23 protein-coding genes are annotated in these 24,614 nt (G+C 62.9%); 14 read left to right on the plus strand and 9 right to left on the minus strand.

The window, feature by feature from the left end; translation table 11 throughout:
• Positions 1 to 42 precede the first annotated feature (42 nt).
• The gene (locus O9Z63_RS05080; protein WP_270128247.1) at positions 43 to 588 is read left to right on the plus strand and encodes a YfiT family bacillithiol transferase; all 546 of its coding nucleotides are present in this window, start codon (positions 43 to 45) and stop codon (positions 586 to 588) included.
• 184 nt (positions 589 to 772) lie between these two features.
• Here the strand turns inward: O9Z63_RS05080 and O9Z63_RS05085 are convergent, their stop codons facing one another.
• Together O9Z63_RS05085 and O9Z63_RS05090 are read right to left on the minus strand one after the other, a co-directional pair.
• Positions 773 to 1,582, minus strand: a complete 810-nt coding sequence (locus O9Z63_RS05085; protein WP_270128248.1) for an ABC transporter ATP-binding protein — start codon at positions 1,580 to 1,582, stop codon at positions 773 to 775.
• A 92-nt stretch (positions 1,583 to 1,674) separates the two neighbouring features.
• Positions 1,675 to 2,406: an MlaE family ABC transporter permease gene (locus tag O9Z63_RS05090; RefSeq protein ID WP_270128249.1), complete on the minus strand. Its 732-nt coding sequence runs from the start codon at positions 2,404 to 2,406 to the stop codon at positions 1,675 to 1,677.
• 102 nt (positions 2,407 to 2,508) lie between these two features.
• Here O9Z63_RS05090 and O9Z63_RS05095 point away from each other — a divergent pair, with 102 nt between their 5' ends.
• Positions 2,509 to 3,222: an SDR family oxidoreductase gene (locus O9Z63_RS05095; RefSeq protein ID WP_270128250.1), complete on the plus strand. Its 714-nt coding sequence runs from the start codon at positions 2,509 to 2,511 to the stop codon at positions 3,220 to 3,222.
• A 3-nt stretch (positions 3,223 to 3,225) separates the two neighbouring features.
• On the opposite strand, the gene O9Z63_RS05100 is transcribed toward O9Z63_RS05095, so the two are convergent.
• Both O9Z63_RS05100 and O9Z63_RS05105 read right to left on the minus strand, forming a co-directional pair.
• On the minus strand, positions 3,226 to 3,663 hold the full coding sequence (locus O9Z63_RS05100) for a hypothetical protein (RefSeq protein WP_270128251.1): 438 nt from the start codon (positions 3,661 to 3,663) through the stop codon (positions 3,226 to 3,228).
• Positions 3,664 to 3,682: 19 nt separating this feature from the next.
• Positions 3,683 to 4,459: a GIN domain-containing protein gene (locus O9Z63_RS05105; RefSeq protein ID WP_270128252.1), complete on the minus strand. Its 777-nt coding sequence runs from the start codon at positions 4,457 to 4,459 to the stop codon at positions 3,683 to 3,685.
• A gap of 9 nt (positions 4,460 to 4,468) precedes the next feature.
• Here O9Z63_RS05105 and O9Z63_RS05110 point away from each other — a divergent pair, with 9 nt between their 5' ends.
• The 6 genes from O9Z63_RS05110 (at position 4,469) to gldC (ending at position 10,864) form a co-directional block, all read left to right on the plus strand.
• Entirely contained in the window at positions 4,469 to 5,161 is a 693-nt protein-coding gene (locus O9Z63_RS05110; protein ID WP_270128254.1) for an SDR family oxidoreductase, read from the plus strand.
• Between the two features lie 111 nt (positions 5,162 to 5,272).
• A complete protein-coding gene (gldA, locus tag O9Z63_RS05115) occupies positions 5,273 to 6,181 on the plus strand; it encodes a gliding motility-associated ABC transporter ATP-binding subunit GldA (RefSeq protein ID WP_270128255.1) in 909 nt (302 codons plus the stop codon).
• A gap of 73 nt (positions 6,182 to 6,254) precedes the next feature.
• Entirely contained in the window at positions 6,255 to 6,980 is a 726-nt protein-coding gene (gene gldF / locus O9Z63_RS05120; RefSeq protein ID WP_044012862.1) for a gliding motility-associated ABC transporter permease subunit GldF, read from the plus strand.
• Between the two features lie 141 nt (positions 6,981 to 7,121).
• A complete protein-coding gene (gene gldG / locus O9Z63_RS05125; RefSeq protein WP_270128256.1) occupies positions 7,122 to 8,834 on the plus strand; it encodes a gliding motility-associated ABC transporter substrate-binding protein GldG in 1,713 nt (570 codons plus the stop codon).
• A 429-nt stretch (positions 8,835 to 9,263) separates the two neighbouring features.
• Positions 9,264 to 10,388 (plus strand): DNA polymerase III subunit beta, encoded by a 1,125-nt coding sequence (gene dnaN / locus O9Z63_RS05130; protein ID WP_044012853.1) that lies wholly within the window; start codon positions 9,264 to 9,266, stop codon positions 10,386 to 10,388.
• Positions 10,389 to 10,525: 137 nt separating this feature from the next.
• Complete coding sequence (gldC, locus tag O9Z63_RS05135; protein WP_270128257.1) at positions 10,526 to 10,864, plus strand: gliding motility protein GldC; 339 nt, start codon at positions 10,526 to 10,528, stop codon at positions 10,862 to 10,864.
• A 68-nt stretch (positions 10,865 to 10,932) separates the two neighbouring features.
• Here the strand turns inward: gldC and O9Z63_RS05140 are convergent, their stop codons facing one another.
• From O9Z63_RS05140 to O9Z63_RS05160, 5 genes are all read right to left on the minus strand, one after another.
• Complete coding sequence (locus O9Z63_RS05140) at positions 10,933 to 11,445, minus strand: hypothetical protein (protein WP_270128258.1); 513 nt, start codon at positions 11,443 to 11,445, stop codon at positions 10,933 to 10,935.
• Positions 11,446 to 11,630: 185 nt separating this feature from the next.
• A complete protein-coding gene (dcd, locus tag O9Z63_RS05145) occupies positions 11,631 to 12,167 on the minus strand; it encodes a dCTP deaminase (protein WP_270128259.1) in 537 nt (178 codons plus the stop codon).
• Between the two features lie 124 nt (positions 12,168 to 12,291).
• Positions 12,292 to 13,143 carry a hypothetical protein gene (locus tag O9Z63_RS05150; protein WP_270128260.1) on the minus strand — a complete coding sequence of 284 codons (852 nt, stop codon included), beginning with the start codon at positions 13,141 to 13,143 and terminating at the stop codon, positions 12,292 to 12,294.
• Positions 13,144 to 13,293: 150 nt separating this feature from the next.
• Positions 13,294 to 14,616: a glutamate-1-semialdehyde 2,1-aminomutase gene (gene hemL / locus O9Z63_RS05155; RefSeq protein ID WP_270128261.1), complete on the minus strand. Its 1,323-nt coding sequence runs from the start codon at positions 14,614 to 14,616 to the stop codon at positions 13,294 to 13,296.
• Positions 14,617 to 14,716: 100 nt separating this feature from the next.
• Positions 14,717 to 16,684, minus strand: a complete 1,968-nt coding sequence (locus tag O9Z63_RS05160; RefSeq protein ID WP_270128262.1) for an ABC transporter substrate-binding protein — start codon at positions 16,682 to 16,684, stop codon at positions 14,717 to 14,719.
• Between the two features lie 415 nt (positions 16,685 to 17,099).
• Between O9Z63_RS05160 and O9Z63_RS05165 the strand changes: the two genes are divergently transcribed.
• From O9Z63_RS05165 to dgt, 6 genes are all read left to right on the plus strand, one after another.
• On the plus strand, positions 17,100 to 18,830 hold the full coding sequence (locus O9Z63_RS05165) for a peptidase domain-containing ABC transporter (RefSeq protein WP_270128263.1): 1,731 nt from the start codon (positions 17,100 to 17,102) through the stop codon (positions 18,828 to 18,830).
• A 117-nt stretch (positions 18,831 to 18,947) separates the two neighbouring features.
• A complete protein-coding gene (locus O9Z63_RS05170) occupies positions 18,948 to 20,351 on the plus strand; it encodes an HlyD family secretion protein (protein ID WP_270128264.1) in 1,404 nt (467 codons plus the stop codon).
• Positions 20,348 to 21,916: a TolC family protein gene (locus O9Z63_RS05175; protein ID WP_270128265.1), complete on the plus strand. Its 1,569-nt coding sequence runs from the start codon at positions 20,348 to 20,350 to the stop codon at positions 21,914 to 21,916. Before O9Z63_RS05170 ends, O9Z63_RS05175 begins: the two co-directional genes overlap by 4 nt.
• Before the next feature lie 230 nt (positions 21,917 to 22,146).
• On the plus strand, positions 22,147 to 22,284 hold the full coding sequence (locus tag O9Z63_RS05180; RefSeq protein ID WP_270128266.1) for a hypothetical protein: 138 nt from the start codon (positions 22,147 to 22,149) through the stop codon (positions 22,282 to 22,284).
• A gap of 60 nt (positions 22,285 to 22,344) precedes the next feature.
• Positions 22,345 to 23,037: a DUF1361 domain-containing protein gene (locus O9Z63_RS05185; RefSeq protein ID WP_270128267.1), complete on the plus strand. Its 693-nt coding sequence runs from the start codon at positions 22,345 to 22,347 to the stop codon at positions 23,035 to 23,037.
• Positions 23,038 to 23,169: 132 nt separating this feature from the next.
• Complete coding sequence (dgt, locus tag O9Z63_RS05190) at positions 23,170 to 24,591, plus strand: dGTP triphosphohydrolase (RefSeq protein ID WP_270128268.1); 1,422 nt, start codon at positions 23,170 to 23,172, stop codon at positions 24,589 to 24,591.
• Positions 24,592 to 24,614 lie beyond the last annotated feature (23 nt).

Genomic DNA, 24,614 nt, shown 5'->3' on the forward strand with positions numbered 1-24,614 from the left:
GCGCCCGGCTGCCGTACTTTGCGCCCCCAACCCAACTTTACTATGTCTGATTCTGCTTCTTTCGACCTCCGCTACCCCATCGGCCGGCCCGTGCTGCCTGAGGCGGCGCTGGACCATGGCCGCCGCACGGCTTACATCGCCCACCTGGCCACCCTGCCCGACCAGGTGCGGGCCGCCGTGGCCGGCCTCACGCCCGCCCAGCTCGACACGCCCTACCGCCCCGACGGCTGGACGGTGCGCCAGCTCATTCATCACCTGCCCGACTCGCACCTGAACGCCTACACCCGCTGCCGGCTGGCCCTCACCGAGGACAACCCCACCATCAAGCCCTACGACGAAGCCGCCTGGGCCGAGCTGGCCGATGTGGAGGCTACGCCGCCGGCCGTGTCGTTGGCGCTGCTGGAGGCGCTGCACATCCGCTGGGTGCGGCTGCTGCGCAACCTCACCGAGGCCCAGTGGCAGCGCACCTTCCACCACCCCGATTCCGGCCGCAACTTCACCTTGGACCAGGCGCTGGCGCTGTATTCCTGGCACAGCCGGCACCATCTGGCCCATATCACGGAGTTCCGCCGCCGCGAGCAATGGTAGCTATCAGGGCGCGGATGAAGGACAGCTCACCCGTTGCTTTCGTCTGAGCCTGACAACGGTAATAGCAGAGCCCTCCGGCGGTAGTTCAGTGAACTACTGCCGGAGGGCTTGCTTGTAAGGGTAATTCGGTTTGGCGCGGGGAAAGATTGTCTGATCTTCCGTCCATCCTCGCAACAACAGAAAGCTACACTTCTGAAAGCGGCTCGTTGGCCAACGCTTCCAGGCCGCCTTCCGATTCTTCGTCGACGCGCTTGGCGGCGCGCACGAGGCTGCTGCTGAAGATGAACTCGCGCAGCTCCGGCACCTTGGCGGTCAGGATTTCGTCCTTGGTGCCGTCCCAGAGCTTGAGGCCCTTGTGCATGAAGATGATATGGTCGCCGATTTCCACCACCGAGTTCATGTCGTGGGTGATGACGACGGTGGTGATGCCGTATTCGTGGGTGATTTCGTGAATCAGCTCGTCGATTTTGATGCTGGTGGCGGGGTCGAGGCCGGAGTTGGGCTCGTCGCAGAACAGGTAGGTGCAGTTGGGGGCAATGGCGCGAGCAATACCCACACGCTTCTTCATACCGCCCGAAATTTCGGAAGGCATTTTATTGCCGGCGTTTTCCAGGCCCACGCGCTTCAGGCAGAACTCCACCCGGTCGCGGCGCTCTTCCTTGCTCATTTCCGGCGTGAGCATCTTCAGCGGAAACTCGGTGTTTTCATACACCGTCATCGAGTCGAACAGGGCCGAGCCCTGAAACAGCATCCCGATTTTGCGGCGGATTTCCTGCCGAATGTCCACCTTGTTGTTGGTAAACACCGTGCCGTCGAAGGTGATGCTGCCTAGGTCGGGCTTCATCAGCCCTACGATGCACTGCAGCAGCACGCTTTTGCCGGTGCCGGAGCCACCCAGCAGCAGGTTGCACTTGCCGGTTTCGAAGGTGCAGGTGATGCCCTTCAGTACGGGGTTGCCGTTGAACGCCTTCTGGATATTATGAACCTCAATCATGGGGTGAATGGCTTAATGGCTGTAGGGTTAAAGGATTGTCAGTCAGGCTTATCAAAACAGCCAGCCATTTAACCATACAGCCATTCAACAATTTAAAGTAGAATGGCGGCCAGCGCGTAGTCGGCCAGCAGAATGGCAATGATGGAGTTGGTAACCGCGCCCGTGCTGGCGGCGCCTACTTCCAAGGCGCCGCCTTCGGTGTAGAAGCCTTTGAAAGAAGAAATAGCCGACACTAGGAAGGCAAACACCACTGACTTGATCAGGGCGAAGAGAATGTTGTAAGGCACAAAATCGGAGCGGATGCCCTCAATATATTCCTGGGCCGACATGGCGCCAGAAAGCGTGCCCGCCAGGTAGCCGCCCATGATGGAGAGGATCATGGCCAGAATCACGAGCAGCGGAAACATGAGCATGGCAGCAATGATGCGCGGCAGCACCAGATAGGAGGCCGAGTTGATGCCCATTACTTCCAGTGCCGATACCTGCTCGGTGATGCGCATGGTGCCCAGGCCGCCGGCAATGCTGCTGCCCACCTTGCCGGCCAGCACGATGCTGGTGATGGTAGGCGCCAGCTCTAGAATAGTCATCTCGCGCACCATGAAGCCGATGGTGCTCTTCGGGATGAGCGGGTTGATGAGGTTGTAGGCAATCTGCACGCACGTTACGGCCCCGATGAAGGCTGACACGATGGACACGATGAACACCGAATCGATACCGATGAGGATGCACTCGTCGATGGTACGCTGCCAGAGCACGGCAAACCGCTCCTTGCGGGAGAGCATACTCTGGATAAACAGCAGGAAAGAGCCGAAGGTCTTAACCATGAGGTAAGGAGAATGAGAGGAAAAGCAGGAACTTGCGCAGCAGCGTGTATGGGGCATTTCGGCTCGCGTACTTACGTGAAAACCGAAATAACAACCAAAGGAATGGAAAAATATGTGGTAGTAACCGGCGGAACCAAAGGAATTGGCCGGGCGGTAGTGATGCGCTTTCTGCGAGCCGGCTGGCCGGTGGTTACGTGTGCCCGCTCTGCCGAGGATCTGGCGGCCCTGCAAACCGATGTGCGGCAGCAGTTTCCGCAGGCCGTGCTGCACACGCTGCCCGCCGACCTGAGTGAAACCAACGAGTGCCGCCGCTTCACGGATTTCGTGCTGGGCCTGGGCGGCGCCGTGGAGGTGTTGGTGAACAACACCGGCTCGTTTCTGCCCGGCCGCCTGCAGGACGAGCCCGCCGACGGCTCACAGCTGCGCCAGATGCTGGCCGTAAACCTGCTCAGCGCCTACGACGTGACCCTGCCGCTGCTGCCCGGCCTGATTGCGCGCCGCCAGGGCCATATCTTCAACATATGCTCAACGGCCAGCATTGCGGCCTACGCCAACGGCGGCTCCTACGGCATCGCCAAGCACGCGCTGTACGGCTTCAGCCGCAACCTGCGCGAAGAGCTGAAGGAGCAGCAGATTCGGGTGACGGCCGTGCTGCCCGGCGCCACCCTCACCGCCAGCTGGGAAGGCGTGGATTTGCCGGCGGAGCGTTTCATCCGGTCGGAGGACGTGGCAGAAGCCATTTTCGGCGCCTATAACCTCTCGCCGCAGGCCGTGATTGAGGAGCTGCTGATCCGCCCGCAGCTGGGGGACTTGTAGGTGCTAGGCCGGCCGGGAGCGACGCACGTACGTGACGTACACGAAGTCCAGCAAAACGCCCCAATAGCTGGCCGCCAGCAGCATTTTTATGGTGGGTAGCGCCGCCCTCACTGGTGTGCCCAGGCTTAATCCGAACAGAGCCAGAGAAGCAATCAGCAGCATCTTCAGGTAATCCAGTCGGGTCTTTTGTGGTTTTTGCACAAACCAGAATCCGTAGCTGAGCAGCAGTAGCACACTACTGCTGCTCAGCACCAAGCGGGCGCCTAGCCAATGCTGAATGTAGAAAAGCAACCCCACGAACAAGCCCAGCCATGACAGCAACACCGGCAGCAAAAAACGGCCAGTACGGATAAGACGGCCGCGCCACAATACAAGCAGAAAAAGACCTGCACAGACGAGGTTTAGGGCAGTTTCCAGCGGGCCGGGCAGTCCAATCATCATGGGGTAGACGTTGCGAGTCCTAATTCAGCTTCACTACTTTGCCTTTGCCCGTCACTTGCACATTGGCGGTGGTGGGGTTGCCGGAGTAGTAGACGGTGGCGGGGCCGGCCAGCGTGCCGAGCACTTCCTCCGAACCGTTGACGTAGATGTCGTTGCCGGCGTAGATGCTCAGGTTGAGGTAGCAGGCGCGGGCCCGCATATCGGTGGCGTAGAAGCGGCCCAGCCCGCCGCCGGAGAGCAGCAGCTGGTCGGTGGTGCCACGCAGGCGGTAGTCGCCCAGCTCGTACTGGTCGAGCCAGAGGTAGCGGCTCTGCAGGTCGAGGTCGTAGTCGCCGGTGCCTTTCATGTGGTAGTAGGCGGTGTCGGCCCGGAACCGGCCCTGGGTGCGCACGGTGCCTTGGCCGGTGTGGTCCATGTTGATGAGGCGGGGCAGGTGCAGCACCACGTCGTGGGCCACGTCGTAGCTGCGGGCCCAGTTGCAGCGGCTTTCGTTGCTGATGAACAGACGCGGGCCCCGCACTTCCAGCTTGAGGTCGGCCTGCAGATGGGAGCCGGTGCGCACCTCGGCGTAGGTGGCCGTGTCCTGCACCAAAGTCACGTTTACGTTGTCGGCCACGGTGAGGTCGTGGAAGGCGGGCAGCTCGCGGCGCTCGGTGGTTTCCTGGCCTGCACTGGTCAGGCAATCGTCGCTGCCGCACGACGCTAACAGCCCCACACTCAGCCCCAAGGCCAGCGCGACACGTAAAACCCCGCGGGGGCCACTAACTTGCACTCCAAACGTACGCCCAACCATCATTCTTCAGCTATGGAACTCAGCGGCAAGGTAGCCATTATCACAGGCGTCAGCAAAGGAATCGGGCGCGCCACCGTCGAGGCGCTGCTGGCCAAAGGGGCCGAGGTAGCCGGCTGGGGCCGCACCGCCCCCGACGACTTCAAGCACCCACGCTTCCACTTCATCAAGTGCGACATCCGCAAGGAAGCCGACGTGCAGAAGGCCTACGCCACCACCACCAAGCTGCTCGGCGACAAGGTGCACGTGCTGGTCAACAACGCTGGTATCGGCAACTTCGGCCCGATTGACGGCTTCGAGGCCGCCGACTGGCACGCCATGTTCGACACCAACGTGCACGGCCTGTTCTACTGCACCAAGGCCGTGCTGCCGCAGATGAAAAAGCAGAAGGAAGGCCACATCATCAACGTGGCGTCGTTGGCGGGCACGGCCGGCACGGCCAACCTGGCCGGCTACTGCGCCACCAAGTACGCCGTGCGCGGCTTCTCCGATGCCCTGTTCAAGGAAGTGCGCCCGCAGGGCGTGCGCGTGACGTGCGTGATGCCGGGCTCGGTGGAAACCAACTTTGGCGGCATAGAGCCGGGCGCTGAGCCCAACCCGCACAAGATGCAGCCCGAGGACATTGCCGCTACCATCGTGCACACGCTGGAAGCCCCGCAGGCCACCATGATTTCCGAAATTCAGATGCGGCCCACGCAGCCGAAATAGCAGCGGCGCGAAGCTTTTGCTTCGCGTATCATGAAACGACGCGGCCGGTCGTTTATATCAGCAACGAAACGCGAAGTAAAGGCTTCGCGCAACAGCGCGCCTACACAGCACATGGTAGAAATTCAACATCTGACCAAACTCTTCGGCACCCAGGCGGCCGTGAATGATATATCCTTCACGGTGAGCAAAGGCGAGATTCTGGGGTTTCTGGGGCCGAATGGCGCGGGCAAGTCCACGACCATGAAGATGGCCACCGGCTACCTGCCACCCTCGGCCGGCACCATCGTCATCGAAGGCTACGACGTGCAGACGGCGCCGCTGGAAGTGCGCCGCCGCGTGGGCTACCTGCCCGAGCACAACCCGCTCTACCTCGATATGTACGTGCACGAGTATCTGGAATTCATTGGGTCGGTGCACGGATTGGGCGGCAGCACGCTGCGCCAGCGGGTGCGCCAGCTGGTGGATAGGGTAGGACTGGGGCGCGAGCAGAACAAGCTGATCGGGGCGCTGAGCAAAGGCTACCGCCAGCGCGTGGGCCTCGCGCAGGCCCTCATCCACGACCCCGGCGTGCTCATCCTCGACGAGCCCACCACCGGCCTCGACCCCAACCAGATCAGCGAAATCCGCACCCTGATCCGGGAGCTGGGTCAGGACAAAACCGTCATTTTCAGCACCCACATCCTGCCCGAAGTAGCCGCGCTCTGCAGCCGGGCCATCGTCATCAACCGCGGCCAGCTCGTGGCCGACTCGCCGGTGGCAGAGCTGGGCGGCAAGGCCCTGCGCGAAACCATCATCCGCGCCGAGTTTGAGCAGGCCATTGACCCCGCGCCGCTGCTGGCCCTGCCCGGCATCCGGAGCGTGGACGTAGAAACCGGCCACACCTACCGCATCCGGGCCGCCGCCGGCTCCGACCAGCGCGGCGCCATTTCGCGCCTGGCCGCTGCCCAGGGCTGGGTGCTGCTGGGGCTGCGTCAGGAAGAGCGGAACCTGGAGCAGGTGTTTCAGGAACTGACCAAGTGACGCTTGACCGTCATGCTTCGCTGCGCTCTGCATGACGTTCTTACAACCAATCATCACCTCATTACCCGCCTAGATGCTCGCCATCCTTCGCAAAGAATTCAACAGCTTCCTCAACTCGCCTATTGCCTACGTGGTGATAGGGGTGTTTCTGGTGGCTACGGGCCTGTTCGTGTGGGTCTTTCCGGATAGCTCGGTGCTCGATTCGGGCTTTGCCGACCTGCAGACGCTGTTCAACATCGCGCCCTGGGTTTTCCTGTTCCTGATTCCGGCCCTCACCATGCGCACCTTCGCCGAAGAGAAGAAGGCCGGCACCATGGAGCTGCTGCTCACCCGCCCGCTCACCGACGGCCAGATAATAGGAGGGAAGTACCTGGCCTGCCTGCTGCTGGCCTTGCTGGCGCTGCTGCCCACGCTGCTCTACTACTACTCGGTGTACCAGCTGGGCGCGCCCGCTGGCAACATCGACTCGGCCGCTACGGTGGGCTCTTACCTGGGTCTGGGGCTGCTGGCGGCGGTGTTTGCGGCCATCGGCGTATTTGCCTCGGCCATCACCCGCGACCAGATCATTGCCTTTCTGGTGGCGGTAGTCGGCTGCTTTCTGGTGTACTCCGGCTTCGATTCGGTAGCGTCGGTGTTCGATGGGGCGCCGGCCTACTACATCGGCCAGCTCGGCATTGCGGCCCACTACCGCGACATCAGCAAGGGCCTGCTCGACTCCCGCGACCTGCTGTACTTTCTCAGCCTCATTGCCGGCCTGCTGCTCGGCACGCGGCTGGTGCTGCAAAGCCGCAACTGGTAGCAGGCCGTTTGCCTCATCCCCTAGCCCCCTCTCCTGCAGAGAGGGGGAACTAGCTCTAGTAAAATATGGTGCTAACAAGCTAAAAAATAGTCCCCCCTCTCTGCAGGAGAGGGGGCTAGGGGGTGAGGCCCCCGACAGAACATGCCCGAAACACAATCCACCGCGCCCATCCAAACCCGCAAACGCCGCGACCTGACCCGCTTTCTGCTGGTCATCGGCCTGCTGCTGCTGTTCAATTTTCTGGGCCAGCAGTTCTTTTTCCGGCTCGATCTGACGGAGGAGAAGCGCTACACCATGGCGGAGGCCACCAAGGAGCTGCTGCAGAAGCTGCCGCAGCCCGTCACCGTGACGGTGTACCTCGACGGCGACTTCCCGCCGTCGTTCCGGCGCCTGCAGCAGGCCGTGCGCGAAACCCTCAACGAAATGCAGGTCTATGGCGGCCAGAACCTGCACTATGTGTTCATCGACCCCTCGGCGGCCGGCACCGAGCAGGCCCGTAACGCCTATTACGCCACGCTGCTCAAGAAAGGACTGCGCCCCACCAACCTCGGGGCCAACGAAAACGGTAAGCGGGTCGAGAAAATCATCTTCCCCTGGGCTACCGTATCGGCCGGGGGCAAGGAGCAGCAGGTGCTGTTGCTGCGCGGCAACCAGGCCGCCCCGGCCGACGTGCGCCTCAACCAGAGCATCGAAGGGCTGGAGTACGAAATGGCCAGCGCCATCCGCCGGGTGGTGCCCGGCCAGCGCAAGCGCATCGGGGTGGTGGAAGGACACGGCGAGCTAAACAACGCCGAAGCCGGCGACCTGATTGGCTCGCTCAGCCAGTTCTACGACGTGTTCCGGGTGAACCTCGCCCAGACTCGCCCCCAGGATTTGCGCACGCTCAGCGCTTTGGTGGTGGCCAAGCCCGCCGGCACGTTCTCGGAGCCCGAGAAGTTCAAGCTCGACCAGTTCGTCACGCACGGCGGCAACGCGCTGTTTTTCGTGGATGCCATGCGCGTGAACCTCGACAGCGCCAGCCGCGGCGGCATGCTCTCGTTCCCGATCCAGACCAACCTCGACGACCTGCTGTTCAAGTACGGCGTGCGCGTCAACCCCGACCTGCTGCTCGACCTCAACTCCGGCGTCATCCCGCTCGTGACCGGCATGATGGGCAACAAGCCCAAAGTGGAGCCCATGCCGTGGCAGTTCTACCCGCTCATCAACAACTTCAGCCAGCACCCCATCACCCGCAACCTCGACGCGGTGTACACCAAGTTTGTGAGCAGCATCGACACGGTGAAGGCCGTCGGGATTCGTAAGACGCCGCTGCTGTTCACCTCGCGCTACACCCGCGTGCTGCCCTCGCCGGTGCCCGTCAACCTCAACGACGCCCGCCTGGAGCCCAACCGCCAGCTCTACACCTCGCAGTTCAAGCCCGTTGGCTACCTGCTCGAAGGCCAGTTTCGCTCGCTCTACGCCAACCGCGCCGAGCCCGGCACGGCCCGCTTCCAGCCTGCCACCAGCCCCCAGGACCGCCCCGCCAAAGTGCTGGTGCTCTCCGACGGCGACTTCGTGCGCAACGACGTGGACCCCAAAACCGGCCGCCCCTTGCGCCTGGGCTTCGACCGCCTCGCCGCCACCGAATTCGCCAACCGCGAGCTAGTGCTCAACGCCGTCGACTACATGCTCGATGAAAGCAACCTGATATCGGTGCGCGGCAAGCAAATCACGCTCCGGCCCCTCGACAAGCTGCGCGTGGCCGAGGAGCGCCGCCAGTGGCAGCTGCTGAATCTGGTGGCCCCGCTGCTGCTGCTAGGCGTGTTTGGCGCCGTGCGGGCTTGGCGCCGGAAGCGGCGGTATGCACGGTTTTAAAGCATTATCTGATAATGAGGCATTGCCGTGGAGGAATTACTCACGCTTTTATTTGAAGGCCTGATCGAGAGTGTATTCAGCGTTATCGTACTCTCCGTCATTGGCTTTCTATACCTGTATCTGCGACATCGGAACCGGATGAAGGTGCGGCGTGCCCTAGTAAAGGAGTACGATAGCAGCTACGCCAATGCCGGTCAGGTAGTGGTATTGAATACAGTAGCAGCCCTCGGAATTCTATTGGTGCTGGGTTTGCTGTGCGCCCTTGTCTTGTAGAGATTTTGCGGACTGGCTAAGGGATTTTTTCCCCTGTCGCAATAGTCGGACATACGATCAGCGAACTACACGCCAACCGGTTTTTGCACTAGAAAACCCCGCCCCGGTTTCCTATCTTTGTCTCCCTTCCAAAAACACTCCCGAACCCCATCCTTTATGAAGTTCATCGTCTCGTCTTCCGCCCTGCTCAAGCAGCTTCAGAGCATCAACGGCGTGGTCACGAACAACCCTGTGGTGCCGATTCTGGAGAACTTCCTCTTTGAAATCGAAGACGGCAAGCTGACGATTACAGCCTCCGATCTGGAAACGAGCATGATGACCGAGCTGCCCGTGGAAGCGCGCGAAAGTGGCCGCATTGCCGCGCCCGCCCGCATCCTGCTCGACACCCTGAAAAACCTGCCCGACCAGCCCGTGACCTTTACCCTGGACGAGGAAACCTACAGCATCGAAATTGCCAGCTCCAACGGCCGCTACAAGCTGGCCGGCGAAAACGCTACGGACTTCCCTCGCGTGCCCGTCGTGAAAGGCTCTACGCCGGTGGAAATCCCGTCGTCGTCGCTGAGCCGCGCCATCAACAAGACCATCTTCGCCGTTAGCACCGACGAGCTGCGCCCAGCCATGACCGGCATTCTGGTGCAGCTGGCCGACAACCAGGTAACCTTCGTGGCCACCGACGGCCACCGCTTGCTGCGCTACCGCCGCTCCGACGTGGGCGCCGGCCAGACCGCCAACCTCATCATCCCGCGCAAAGCCTTCAACCTGCTGAAAGGCGCGCTGCCCTCCGAGGCTACGCCGGTGCGCGTGGAGTTCAACAACTCCAACGCCTTTTTCAGCTTCAACCAGATGCGCCTCGTGTGCCGCCTGATTGATGAGCGCTACCCCGACTACGAAAACGTCATTCCGGTCAGCAACCCCAACAAGCTCATCATCAGCCGCCAGGAGCTGCTGAACTCGGTGAAGCGCATCAGCATCTACTCCAACAAAACCACCCACCAGGTGCGCCTGCGCCTGGCCGGCTCCGAGCTGACCGTATCGGCCGAAGACCTCGACTTCTCGAACGAAGCCAACGAAAAGCTGGCCTGCCAGTACGACGGTGAGGACATGGAAATCGGCTTCAACGCCAAGTTCCTGCAAGAAATGCTCAGCAACATCGACTCCGAGGAAATCACGCTGGAGCTGAGCACGCCCAACCGCGCCGGCCTGCTCATGCCCACCCTCGCCGACGACAACGAAAGCATCCTGATGCTGGTGATGCCAGTGATGCTGAACAACTACGTTTAACTTTTGCACTACTTCAGCACGTCATGCAGAGCGGAGCGAAGCATCTCGCCAGTATAGTAATTCACTAAATGAGTTTACTGCACTGGCGAGATGCTTCGCTCCGCTCTGCATGACGTGCTTTTTCACCTTCTGAACCCATGAAGAAATCCGAAATCCGCTTCAGCATTGCCCTCGACGACCAGAAAGTTCCGGAGGCCATCAGCTGGTCGGCCACTGACGCGGGCCCCGATATTCACTTTGCCAAAGCCATCAACATTGCCATCTGGGACCGGGACCAGGACGGCACCATGAAAATTGACCTCTGGACCAAGGACATGCCCGTGGATGCTATGAAGTATTTCGTGGTCGATAACATCGGCGCCATGGCCGAAACCATCATGACGGCCACCAACGACGTGGTAATGGCCACCAAGATGCGCGACCTGTGCCGCGCCCTCACCGACCACATCGACGAAGAAAACAAAAAGCAGAAGTAAGGCTCCCAGCCCGCAAAAAAGCCCCGCTCAGCAACTGCTAAGCGGGGCTTTTTTGTGAGAATAAACTACTAGCGGGTGGTACTGGCCGGCTTGCGGGCCGGGGCAATCACGGCGCCACTGGAAGCGGGGGACGGGTTTTGCACCGAGTTTACGAAGTCGGAGTTGACATTGCCGGAACGCGAGGCGTAGTCTTTGTCATACTTGTAATACGCCGAACGGGAGCCGTAGTAGTTGCTGTACTGGTCGTTGGAAAGCACAGCCTGTAGCTCCCGGTCGCGCTCCTTGCACACGGCGCCGCACTGCTCGTCAATGAGCTTGGGGTTGCCGGCGTTGCGCTGCTCAATGGCAGCCATCTTGGCAATCTTGTCTTCGTTGATGGCGCGCAGGCGGGTGGCTTGGTAGCCGTTGAGGCGCAGCTCGCGAGCCATCTGGTCGGAGAGGCGGGCGGCGCGCACCTGCACCGGCGTCAGGCGCGGCGACGACTGGGTTTTATCTTTAGGAGCCAGGGCCGGCTTTTGCTGGGCCTGCGAGCCGAGCGTGGCGACCAGCAGCAGGGCAGCAGTAGCAAGTTGGTTTCTCATGGTAGACTTATCGTTGATCGTTCGAAAATCGGGAAAACCAGCGAAGCCAGAGGGAGAATCGGCAGCCAGTTGCTTCCTCCCTAACGAAAAACTGTGCCAAGGAGTTTATACCGAAAGCAAAAAGGCGTTTTGCTAAGCCTATATACAGCCTCAGCAAAACGCCTTACGGCCAGGGTTCTGCTACGCTAGAACCGGTTTTTCCACATCATCGACTCCACTGGCTTCACGGTCCGCTCGTTGTACTTGGCGTTGGGCTTGCGGTTGTAGAACGTCTCTACATCGCCTTGCACGCTGAAGTAAATCAGCTGGCCCACGGGCATCAGGTAGTACACGCGCACCGGCATCGACACGCTGATTTCCAGGGTCCAGGTGTTGCAGAAGCCGATGTCGCCTTTGCCGGCGGTGGCGTGGATGTCGATGCCGAGGCGGCCGACGCTGCTCTTGCCCTCCAGAAACGGCACATGGGCGTGGCTCTCGGTGTATTCCTCCGTAACGCCCAAGTACAGCACGCCGGGCTGCAGCACAAAGCCTTCCTCCGGGATTTCGAATACGTCGATTTCGTTGTGCTTGCGGGCGTCCAGCACCTTGTCGCGGTAGGTGGCTAGGTAGCGGCCCAGGTGCACGTCGTAGGAATTGGTGCCGAGGCAGCTCCGGTCGTAAGGTTCGATGACGATGTTGCCGCGCTCAATCTCGGCGAGAATCTGCTGGTCGGTCAGGATCATGTAGGGGGTGAATTAGCAATTAGGAATTAGCAAGTAAGAATTAGCGATAATGAGTTGGCGTTGACGTGAGGCGAAAAAGCCACCCATTCAGCACACTTACTCATTACTAATTCTCAATTACTAATTATACCTCTTCCTCGTCGTAGCGGTCTTTGGGCAAGGCGTTGGAGCGGGAGCGGGGTTTGGTGGGCTGCTGCTCCAACTCCTCGGCTAGGCCATCGAGGCGGGCGCGCAGGTCGGGCAGCACGCTGGTTACGAGCAGCAGCAGCAGCAGCGTGGAGGTGGCCGCCAGCAGCAGCGTCAGGTAGTCGAGCCAGTCGTGGCGCACGGGCACGTCGAGGGGGCGGGGGCCGGTGCTGACGGAAGTAGTGACCGTGGTGAGCGGCGCTTCGGGCTGCGGCGACGGGTCTTCGGTAGCGGCCGAGGTGGTGGCTGGCGCATCGACATCCGCAGGCGGCACGGCCGCACCATCAGCCGACAGCTCTTCTGGCACAGGGTCTTCGGAGGCGTTGAAACGGGCGGCGCCCTGAGAAATCACGCGCTGCAGCGCCCGGATGAGGGCTACCCGCTCGTCGCGGGGCAAGACCCGAATGAAAAACTCGAAGTTCTTGTCTACCAGTATGCTGCCCAACTGCTTTTCAAACTCGGCCAGATCGGTGCGGCCTTTGCCGAAGCGGCTTTTGTAGCGCTCCGATACGCCATTGTAGTTCTGAAACAGCGTCTGCAGGTCGGTGCGGCCGTTGAAGTCGGTGAAGTCGCGGCGGGCCTTGGCCGTGCGCATGGAAGCCGGGAACTTGCGCCGCGTAAACGACTTGTCGTACACGGTTTCCATGGTGCGGAAGTTGAGCTCGTCTACGGTGCGGTCGAAAAGCTGCTTGTTGGCGGCGGCCGGGGTGCTGTTCTGGGCCGGCAGCGCAACCGGCACGGCTAGCCACAGCAACAGGAAAAGAGGCAGCAACAAACGAAATCGGGACATGGCAGCGCAAATGGTTACCGCAAAGGTAACACGTTGCCCATACGCTTGCGCGGGTTTTTATCCACCACTGCCAGCAAAGGAAAAGCCTCCCCACAGATAGTAGGGAGGCTTTCCGGGTTTCGCATGAATACCTGAGTAGAGAGGCTGGTACTACAGGCCGTGGGCTTCGCGCATGGCTTCGCGGCAGGCCGTGAGGTAGTGGTCCACCAGCTCGTCGGTAATGGCGGTGCTCACGAACAGGGCCTCGTACTGCGCCGGCGCCAGGTAGATGCCGCGGTGCAGCATGCCCTGGAAGTAGCGGCCAAATGCCTCAGTATCGGAGGTTTTGGCGTCTTCGAGGTTGTGCACCAGCTTGTCGGTGAAGAACACGCTGAACATCGAGCCCACCTGGTTTACAGTGTAGTTCAGGCCCAGCTCCTGGCAGATCTGGCGGGTGCCGTCGGCGAGGCGGGTGGTGATGCGGTTCAGCTCGTCGTAGAGTTCGGGGTGCTGTTGCAGGTAGGTGAGCTGGGCAATGCCGGCGGCGGTGGCAATGGGGTTGCCGGAGAGCGTGCCCGCCTGGTATACCTTGCCGGCGGGGGCCACGTTGTCCATGATGTCCTGGCGGCCGCCGTAGGCGCCCACGGGCATACCGCCGCCAATGATTTTGCCCAGCGTCGTCATGTCGGGCGTGATGCCGTAGAGCTCCTGCGCGCCGCCGCGGGCCAGGCGGAAGCCGGTCATCACCTCATCAAAGATGAGCACGATGCCGTGCTGGATGCACAGCGCGCGCAGGCCCTGCAGGTAGCCTTCGGCCGGAGCCACTAGGCCCATGTTGCCTACTACGGGCTCCAGAATCAGGGCTGCAATCTGGCCGTCGTTGGCGGCAATGGCCTGTTCTACGGCGGCCAGGTCGTTGTAGGGCACCGTGAGGGTGTCCTGGGCTACGCCGGGCGTCACGCCGGGCGAGTCGGGGGTACCCAGGGTGAGGGCGCCTGAGCCGGCTGCAATTAGGAACGAGTCGCCGTGGCCGTGGTAGCAGCCTTCAAACTTGAGGATTTTGGTGCGGCCCGTGTAGCCGCGCGCCACCCGGATGGCCGACATGGTGGCCTCGGTGCCGGAGTTCACCAGCCGTACTTTCTCGATGCTGGGCACCATCTGCTTGATGAGTTCGGCCATTTCCACCTCGCGGCGGGTAGGCGCGCCAAACGACAGCGAGTTGCCGATGGCTCCCTGCACGGCATCCAGCACAATCTGCGGCGCGTGGCCCAAAATCATCGGCCCCCAGGAGTTGATGAAGTCCAGGTAGCGGTTGCCGTCCACGTCGGTGAGCCAGGCGCCCTGCGCCGACTGCATGAACACGGGGTGCCCGCCCACGGCGCGGAAGGCCCGTACCGGCGAGTTCACGCCACCTGGAATGTGGTCTTTGGCGCGCGTAAACAGCGCATCAGAAGTGGAAAGGTTGAGGGCAGGGGTGAGGGTAGCTTGCGACATAAGGGGTATGTAGCGCGAAGCTTTTGCTTCGCGTAGCGTTGAGTGACAGTTTTCAAACAGGCCAGAAGCTGGCCAAGAGTTTGTGGTTTCAGGTAACAACCTACCGGATACCTACGGGGTTCAGCACTTCCACTTCCAGCCGCTCCAGCTTGGTGATGGGCACGTACTGGTTGTCGTGGGTGCCGCCAGGGTAGCCGATGCCCTGGAACACGGCGCCGGACACCGGGCCGCTGGCTGCCAGATTCTGCTGAAAGGCCGGGCCGTACTGATGCAGCTGCGAGCCGAAGTAGTAGAGCAGCTCGAAGCCGGTGAAAGCAAACACGGAGGGCGGCAGCTTCTGGCGCTGCAGGTAGAGCTGCCGGAAGCGGCGCACGCCGGGGTTGGTGCGGTCCAGAAACTTGGAATGCACGAAGTACACGTCGCGGGCATCGAGCTGCGACAGGCCCACGCGGCTGTTATCGAGCCAGGATGCGTAAGTAATCAGCGGCACGCGGGCTTCCTGGGTTTTCATGACCCCAAACGTGTAGGGCCCCGCCTTTTTGGCGTCGGAGGCCACCACCAGGTGCCCCACGGACTTCAGGTCCAGCCCGGCAAAGCCGGTGCTGAGCGACTCGTCCACATCGGAGTTGATGCGGCGCAGCTGCAGCACGCGGCCACCGAGGGCCTCGTAAGCCTGCTTGTAGGCCAGGCCGAACGCGGCTTCATCTTTGGTGTCTTCGTAGAGAACCACGGCCGTGCGCGGGCCCCCGAGGCGGGTGAAGGCAAACTGCGCCGCCTGCCGGGCCTGGGTGGCCGTGCTGGGCTCGTAGAGGTAGTGCCACGGGTTGTCCAGCACCAAATCGGCATCCTGCGACAGGGGGTTGACGCACAGAATCTGGCGCTGCTGAGCGTAGCGGGCCAGAATCTTGGAGCCCGACTTATACACTGGCCCGATGAGCATGTCCATGCCGGCCAGCTCGGGCAACGCCAGCACCTGCTTGAGTTGCAGCGTATCGGCGCCGGTATCGTAGGCAAACAGCTGCACCGGCCGGCCCTCGCGCTGCAGCGAATCCTGGGCCAGGCGCAGGCCGGCGTACAGGTCCGTCACGAACTGGTTTTTGCGGCGCGTTTCCCAGCTCGGGTCGTTGAACTCGAAGGGCAGCAGCACCCCGATGTTGTAGGTGCTTTTGCGCTGGGCCCGGGGGCGGGGCGTGTAGCGGGTGCGGTCGAGGGCAAACTGCGTAATCAGCTGGTCGAGCTGGGGCTTGTCGGCGTCGGTGTACCAGCCGCCGTTGGCCAGCTTGCTGGCGTAGGCCTTGCCGAGCGCCGCTTCCTGCGGATAGGTCTGGAGCAGATTCTGGAAGGTGGCCTTGTCCTTAATGCGCGGCAGGTACACGGCCTTCATGTTCTCGCGCTCCGTGGTGAGGCGGTCGGGCGGCAGCTGGGCTAGCACGCGCAGGGCGTTGTCGAAGTCGCCCTGCTCAAACGACACCTGCCCCTGCAGAAAGAAGGCTTCCGGCAGGTTGGGCCACTGCGGATACTCGCTGCGCAGCAGATTCAGCATCTGCTCGGCCTCGGGCCACTTGGCGGCTTTGGCGGCGGCCACGGCGTAGAGGTAGGCCGCTTCCGGAGCCCGGTTGAACTTGTTGCCCGGAGCGGTGAGGGGCTCCAGCTCCTGCAGGGCTAGGTCGTAGCGGGCCTGGCCGATGAGGGTTTTGCCGTTTTTGTAGCGCGTGTTGAAATCCGTGGAGCCTAGGTTGGCGGGCAGGGGCGGGCCCTGCGGCCGGGGTGGGGCCGGCGTAATGGGTTTGGCAGCCGTAGGCGTAGCCGTGGTTTTGGCCGGCGTGGCGGTTTTGGCGGGCGTAGGGGTAGTCGTGGCTGGCTTGGTGGCCGGCGCCGCCGGCTTACCGGCAGCAGGAGCAGCAGGTTTGGTTGCCGCAGGCTTGGCCGGGGCTTTGGCGGGCGTAGTGGCCGGCCGGGCAGCCGCTGGGGTGGTAGTCGGGCGAGCGGGCTGCTGGGCCAGGGCCGGACCAGCCAGGGCCAGACCCGTGCTCAGGCAAGCCAACCGAAGAGCAGAAAGATACCGCATGGCAGAGAAGCCAGAAGTGAGAGGCGGGAGAGAGGAACAACAGGCGGGCCGAAACCCACGCGGCAAAGGTACGCAGGAACGCCGGGGAAGATGTGGCGCGGCCGCTACTACGCTCTCGAATGCCCCAAAACCGGGGCCCCGGCCACCCTCAATCAGCCGCCGCCGAAACACGCGTCCGCCGCTGGCAGTTTAAGGACGGCGGCGCTTACCGCTGCTGCTTCTTTAATGTAAAGTTAAGCTCCATTTAATGCAGGTTTAAGTCCCAGCCTTGCAGCCCGCCGTAATTTTGCGGCGGGTACTGCCTGTGGTCAGCCCCGGCGAAACGCACGTGTAGTGCGCAATCCGGAGCGCGCCGGTCGGGCTGGCTCATCCTGTTCTGCTTTCCACTCTCACACTTACTTCCTGACCTCCTGCTATGGCAGATTCTTCTGCTGCTGCTCTCAGCCCCAGCCAGCGCCTCTGGCGCCTGCTGACCTCTGAGAAGCGCGACATCACCTACCTATATGTGTACGCGGCCCTGGCCGGACTCATCAACCTTTCCTTGCCGCTGGGCGTGCAGTCCGTTATCGGCTTTGTGAGCAGCGGCGACGTCAGCACCTCGCTGGTGGTGCTTATCAGCTTCATCGTGTTAGGCACGCTGCTGGTAGGTGGCCTGCAGGTGATGCAGGTGTACTTAGTCGAATTCATTCAGCAGCGCCTGTTTGCGCGCATCAGCCTCGATTTTGCCGTGCGCCTGCCGCGCGTACGCACCGAAAGCCTCGACGGCGAGTACCTGCCCGAGCTGATGAACCGCCTGCTCGATGCGCCCACCCTGCAGAAGGGCCTGGCCACCATTCTGGTAGAGTTTTCGGCCGCCGCCCTGCAGATTCTGTTCGGCGTGATTCTGCTTTCGTTCTACCATCCCATCTTCATTGCCTTCGGCGTATTGCTGGTGCTGCTGCTGGCCCTGATGCTGCGTGTTACCGGTCCCAAAGGCCTGAGCAGCAGCCTGCAGGAGTCGAAGTATAAATACAAGGTGGTGGCCTGGCTGGAAGACGTGGCCCGTACCGTGCAGACCTTCCGGCACCCACCCCGCCAGGAGCTGGCCCTGGAGCGCACCGACAAGCTGGTGCAGGGCTACCTGAACGCCCGGCAAACCCACTTCAAAGTGCTGCTCACCCAGTACTGGGGCTTCGTGGCCTTTAAAACACTCATTACGGCCGGCCTGCTCATCATCGGCTGCTGGCTGCTGATTGACCGGCAGATCAACATCGGGCAGTTTGTGGCCGCTGAAATCGTCATCATCCTCACGATTTCGGCCGTGGAGAAAGTGCTGCTGAAGCTGGACGTGGTGTACGACGCCCTGACCTCGCTCGACAAGATTGGGCACGTGCTGGACCTGCCGGTGGTGAACCCGCACGCGGGCACCAACCTGCCGCTGCCTGCCGTGCGCAAGGGCCTGCGGGCCGAGCTGCGCCACCTGGGCTACCAGTATCCGCAGGGGCAGAAAGAGCCGTTGCAGGGCATCACCCTCACCATCGAGCCCGGCGAGCACCTGGGGCTGGCCGGCTACGACGGTTCGGGCAAAACCACGCTCCTGCGCATCATGGCTGGCCTGCTCACCGACTACACCGGCGTTATTGCCTACGATGGCCTGGCCCTGCAGGACTTGTCGCCGGAGTCGTTGGGACAGCACGTCGGCGACAATATCTCGCACCAGCACCTGTTCGATGGCAGCATCCTCGACAACATCACGCTGGGGCAGGCCGGCATTGGGTCCGATGATGTGGCCTGGGCGCTGGAGCTAGTGGGTTTGCGCGACAACGTGTACTCTCGGCCGCAGGGCCTCAATACGCCGCTCGGCGCCGGCACGCCGCTGGCCGACAGCACCCGCCAGAAGCTGCTGCTGGCCCGCGCCCTGGTGCGCCGCCCGCGCTTGCTGCTGCTCGACGGCTTCCTGCCCGGCGTAGAGCCGGTGGAACGGCTGAACATTCTGCGCCGCGTACTGGACCCGGACAATCACTGGACTATCGTGCTGGCCTCCAACGACCTGCGCCTGGCCGCGCTGTGCCCGCGCCTGGCCGTGTTGCGCGAAGGCCACCTGGTAGCCAACGGCTCATTTGAAGTTGTGGCAGCCCAGCCCGACGTGCAGGAGCTGATGGCCTGAGGGAAACTGGTGTAGCGGGTGCTGTGTTAAAGGGCTGGCTGTATGGCCACAGAAACTTGCCGGCAGCTGCTCGCCAGAGCACCCATTCAACAATTCAACAATTAAGCAATTCACTAAATGGCTTTTGCCGAAAATCCGCTTGCTGAAACCAACCCGCTGACTGGGCGCTTTCGCTCGTTTGCGCAGGTCCAGACGCCTCAGGCCGGCCGTACGCTGGCCCGCTGGGCGGCCGGCCTGGGGCTGCTGGTGCTGGTAGCCGGCTTTCTGCCCTGGACCCAGAACATCCGTTCCACCGGCTCGCTCACCACGCTACGCCCCCAGGACCGCCCCCAGACCGTGCCCAGCACCATTGCCGGCCGCATTGAGCGCTGGCGCGTGCGCGAAGGCCAGCGCGTGCGCAAAGGCGACACGCTGGTAGACATTGCCGAAGTCAAGGAAAAATACTTCGATCCGCAGCTGGTGCAGCGCACCGGCGAGCAGCTCAACGCCAAAATCGGGGCGCTGGGAGAGAACCGCGCCAAAGACCAGGCCCTGCTCAACCAGCAGGTGGCCCTGCGCCAGTCTCTGCGCGTGAGCCTCGACAAGGCCCGCAACAAAGTAGAGCAGAGTCGCCTGAAGGTGAACTCCGACCAGGCCGACCTGCGCGCCGCCCAGAACGATTTCACGATTGCCGAGCGCCAGCAGGAGCGCCAGGAAGCCCTGTACCGGCAGGGGCTGAAGTCCTTGACCGAGTTGGAGCAGCGCCGCCTGAAATTCCAGGAAAGCACTGCCAAGCTGCAGTCGGCCCAGAACAAGCTCGACGCCAGCCGCCAGGAGCTCATCAACTCGCAGCTGGAGTTGTCCTCGCTGAACGCCGAATACCAGGACAAGCTGGCCAAGTCGGAATCCGACCGGCGCTCCGTGACGGCCTACCAGTTCGATACCGAAGGCCAGATTGCCAAGATGCGCAACGAGCTGGCCAACCTGAGCATCCGCTCCGGCTACTACCAGATTACGGCCCCGCAGGACGGTTATGTGGTGCGGGCCCTTAAGGAAGGCCTGGGCGAAATTGTGAAGGAAGGCGAGCCGATTGTGACGGTGATGCCGATTGCGCCGGCCCTGGCGGCCGAGCTCTACGTGAAGCCCATGGACATTCCGCTGCTGAGCGTGGGCCGCAAGGTGCGGCTGCAGTTTGATGGCTGGCCGGCGCTGGTGTTCAGCGGCTGGCCCGGCACCAGCTTCGGCACATTCGGCGGCGTGGTGGCTGTCATCGACAACATCGACTCGCAGGGCCAGTACCGCGTACTCGTGACGCCCGATCCGGAGCAGGAAGCGTGGCCCCGGCCGCTGCGCGTAGGCTCCGGCGTGTATGGCTGGGCCCTGCTCGACGACGTGCCAATCTGGTATGAACTCTGGCGCCAAGTGAATGGCTTCCCACCGAACTTCGTGGGCAAGCCCGTGAAAGCCAAGGCCACGTACGGCAAACCCGACAAGGGCGGCAAAGCCGAGGCTGCCAGCGAAGAAGAAGAAGAAGCCAAATGAGCCAGCGTCTGCATCTGAATCCGGCCCCGCTGCGCCGGCAGCAGAGGTGGGCCGGTTGGGCACTGCTGCCCGCGCTGCTGCTGGCTTTGCTGAGCGCGCCCACCGTGTGGGGGCAGAGCCGCGCCGTTCGGTCGCCGGTAATCAGCGCCCCGGCGCTGGTGGCCCGCCCCATAGAGCTGCCTGATACCGGCCGCGTGTTCGGCCTTAACGACCTGCTGACCTACGTGGCCCTGCGCCACCCTGTGGCCCGGCAGGCCGGCCTGCTGCCCGAGCGCGCCCTGCAGGAGGTGCGCTACGCCCGCGGTCTCTTCGACCCCACCGCCACCAGCAAATACTACGGCAAGACGTTCAAAGGCAAAGAGTATTTCCACGACTGGGACTCGCAGCTGCGGATTCCGGTCTGGTACGGGCTGGATATAAAGGCCGGCTTCGAGCGGGGCGTGGGCACCTACGTCAACCCCGAAAATTACACTGCCCCGGCGGGCCTGAGCTACGTGGGCCTCTCGGTGCCGTTGGCCCAGGGCCTGATCATCGACGAGCGGCGGGCGGCCGTGCGCCAGGCCCAGGCCCTGCAGGGCTTGGCCGAGGCCGAACGGCGCTCGGCCCTCAACAAGCTGCTGCTGCAGGCCGCTAAAGACTACTGGGACTGGACCCTAAACTTCCGCCGCCGTGAGCTGCTGCGCCAGAACGCCGAGCTGGCCGACATCCGCTTCCGGGCGGTGCGCGAGCGGGTGCGCCTCGGCGACCTAGCCGCCATCGACTCGGTGGAGGCCCTGACGGAGCTGCAGAACCGGCTGGCTACGCTCAGTCAGGCGCAGGTGCAGTGGCAGAACGCCACCCTGCAGCTCAGCAACTACCTCTGGGATGAGCAGCAGCAGCCGCGCGAGTTGCCCGTTGGCGTGCGCCCCCAGGCCCTGCCCGGTCCCACCGACTGGCGCTCATTGCCGCCTGACACCCTGGCGGCTCTCACGGCGTTGGCCCAGCAGATTCATCCGGAGTTGCAGAAAAGCCGCGCCAAGCTGGCCCAGTTGGGCATCGAGCGGCGCCTGCTCAGCAACAAGCTGCTGCCCAAGCTCACCCTCGACTACAACTTGCTGCAGGCCGGCCAGCCGTTCAACCCCGAAAAGGCGGCCAGCCTGAGTGGCACCTACCTGCAGAACAACTACAAGCTGGGCGTGAGCTTCGCGTATCCGCTGCTGCTGCGCCAGGAGCGGGCCAAGCTGCAGCTCAACCGCCTCAAGCTGCGCGAAACCGAGCTGGACTTGCAGCAGGATAGCCGCGAAATCCAGACCGGCGTGCGCGCCGCGGCCAACGACTGGGAGGCGCTGCGGGAGCAGCTGCGTCTGCAGGAGCAGGTGGTGCAGAACGCCGGCCGTCTGCGCAACGGCGAGCAGATCCGCTTCGAAAACGGCGAAAGCTCGGTGTTCCTCATCAACACCCGCGAAGCCAGCCTGGTGAGTGCCCGCGTGAAGCTGGCCGAGCTGCAGGCTAAATACGCCCAGACCCAAGCCACGCTACGCTGGGCCGCCGGTGGTATAGATGGAGCGGATGGAATAGACCAGTAAGCGGCGCTAGCTGTGGCACGGACTTCAGTCCGCAGCCCGTCAGCAGCGACAGTACTGACTAACAAACCCCGGCGGGGTTGGGCTACGGACTGAAGTCCGTGCCACTGGCTGGTAATGAACATCGACGCGGACTGTGGCGTGGACGGAAGTCCGTGTCACAGTCCGCGTCGTTTGGCGGAACAGAGCGGCGGGCGTACGTGTTAAGGCCCCGATACCAATCTTATATCGTCATGGGTCTGCTTCCGGAACTCAAGCGCCGCCCGCGCCTGCACAACGACACCTCACGCGAATCGGCCAAGTGGGGCTGGTACATCATGGTCATCTTCGTGGTGGCGTGGTTCGTTTATTCGCTGTGGTTTGACAAGTAGCCCGGGCAATACCCGGTCGGGTTGGTCGTTTCCAAGCCCGGAAATTCCGTACTTGTAGCTATGTCGATGCCCATAACTATTGCCTTGCCGCAACTGCGGCAGCGCCTGAGCCTGCTGCTGGTGCTGGGCGCGTCGCTCACGCTGAGCGTGGTGCTCATCACGTTTCGCGTCTTCCTGACGCACCAGATAACCTTCGTCTTCCTGCTCTGGAACCTGTTTCTGGCGCTGATTCCGTTTGGGTTGAGCACCATGCTGGGGCTGTCGGCGGGGCGGCTGAAGGCGCGGGTGTTGCTGCCGGTAGGCGCCGTGTGGCTGCTGTTTTTCCCCAACGCGCCCTACATTCTCACCGACCTGTTTCACTTGGAGCCCCGCGCCGGCGTGCCGTATTGGTTCGACCTGGCCCTGCTGCTGAGCGCGGCCTGGAATGGCCTGATGCTGGCCTACGCCTCCCTCACCGATATGCAGGGGCTGGTAGCGCGTCGGCTTGGCTGGGGTGCCGGCTGGGCGTTTGCCACCGTGGCGCTGCTGCTGAGCAGCTTCGGGGTGTACCTGGGCCGCTACCTGCGGTTCAATTCCTGGGACATCGTCACCAATCCGCTCACCCTCTTCTACGACATCGTGCACCGGATTCTGCACCCGATGGCCTTTTCCGGCACCTGGGGCGTGACGTTGCTCTACGGTGTGTTTCTGCTGCTTGGCTATGCCACCGTGCGCCTGCTGGGCCCGGCCGACGAAACCCGGGAACGGGCGTAGCCACTAAAGCCGCCGGCTTAGCCGTCCAACCCGGTGCCGGATGCCGCTAGCGCGCCTGCCGGAAGCAGCGAAGCTTCGCGCCAGCCTATGGCCGCGCGCATTTCTGGCCCCGCTCCGCTACCTTGCCGTTCCATGCTGCACCTCACGCCCGACCCCGCCGATACCGCCACCATGACCTGGGAGCAGCTGCTCAGCCGCCGCCGCTACCCCGAGCAGCCCCAGCTCCACGTCGTGACCGACGCGCCGCCCGTGCGCGGCGCCTTCGTGGCCGACTACGACCGGGTGGTGTTCAGCTCGGCGTTTCGGCGGCTGCAGCGCAAAACCCAGGTGATGCCGCTGCCCGAAACCGACTTCGTGCACACCCGCCTCACGCACTCGCTGGAAACGGCCTGCGTGGGCCGCTCCCTCGGCCGCCTCGGGGGCCGGCTGCTGCTCGAAGAAACAGATGGCCTGGCCGAGTGCCTGCCCCACCTTGATTCCGACTTCGGCGACATTGTGGCGGCCGCCTGCTTGGCCCACGACATCGGCAACCCGCCCTTCGGCCACTCCGGCGAAGACGCCATTTCGGCCTACTTCCGCAGCGCTGCCGCCGAGCCGTTTGTGCGTATGCTCAACCCCGCCCAACGTGCCGATCTGCAGCAGTTTGAAGGCAACGCCGCCGGCTTTCGGGTGCTGACCCACACCTACGCGGCGCACAGCAGCGGCTCGGCTGGTTTGGGCCTTACGTATGCCACGCTGGGCGCTTTCACGAAGTATCCGCGGCCCTCGGTGGTGGAGGAAGCCAGCCGCACGCACGGCAGCAGCGAAAAGAAATACGGTTACTTCCAGACCGAAGCCTCCCGCTTTCAGGACGTAGCCCGCGAGCTGGGCCTGCTGCCCAAGGTCGCCGCCTCCGACCAGGGTGGCTTCTACCACCGCCACCCGCTGGCCTTCTTGGTGGAAGCCGCCGACGACCTCTGCTACCGCATCATCGACTTCGAGGATGGCCTGAAGCTGGGGCTGATTCCGTGCGAAACTGGCTTGGCGCTGCTGCGCGCCATGCTCGGCGACGCGCCCGGCCGCCGTGGCTCGGTGGAGTGGCGCGACTGGCGCGAGGAGCTGGGCTACCTGCGCGCCCGCCTCATCAACCAGCTGGTGCAGCAAACCGCCCGCCTGTTCGCCGACCGCGCCCCCGACCTGCTGCGCGGCCGCGCCGACGAGCCGCTGGTGCAGCAGCTCGACTGCTGGGAGCAGCTGCAGGAAATCCACCGCCTCACCGTGGAGCATCTCTACCAGAGCCGCCCGGTGCTGGAAATCGAGGCCGCCGGCTTCGAGGTGCTGGCCGGCCTGCTCGACGCCTTCCTCTACGCCACCTTCGACCCCCAGGCTGGCCCCCGTTCGCGCAAATTGCTGCAGCTGCTGCCCGACCAGTTTCGGGCGTCGGGCCCGCAGGAAGGAGCCTCGGCCTACGAGCAGATTGTGCTGCTCACCGACCATATCGGGGGACTCACCGACCAAAATGCACTTAGCCTGTTCCGTACCATTCGCGGCATCGATTTGCCGAAGGGTTTCTGAGCAGTCGGCCGCAAGGTGTGCAG

This window comes from Hymenobacter yonginensis, from assembly GCF_027625995.1.
Taxonomy (GTDB): Bacteria; Bacteroidota; Bacteroidia; order Cytophagales; family Hymenobacteraceae; genus Hymenobacter; species Hymenobacter yonginensis.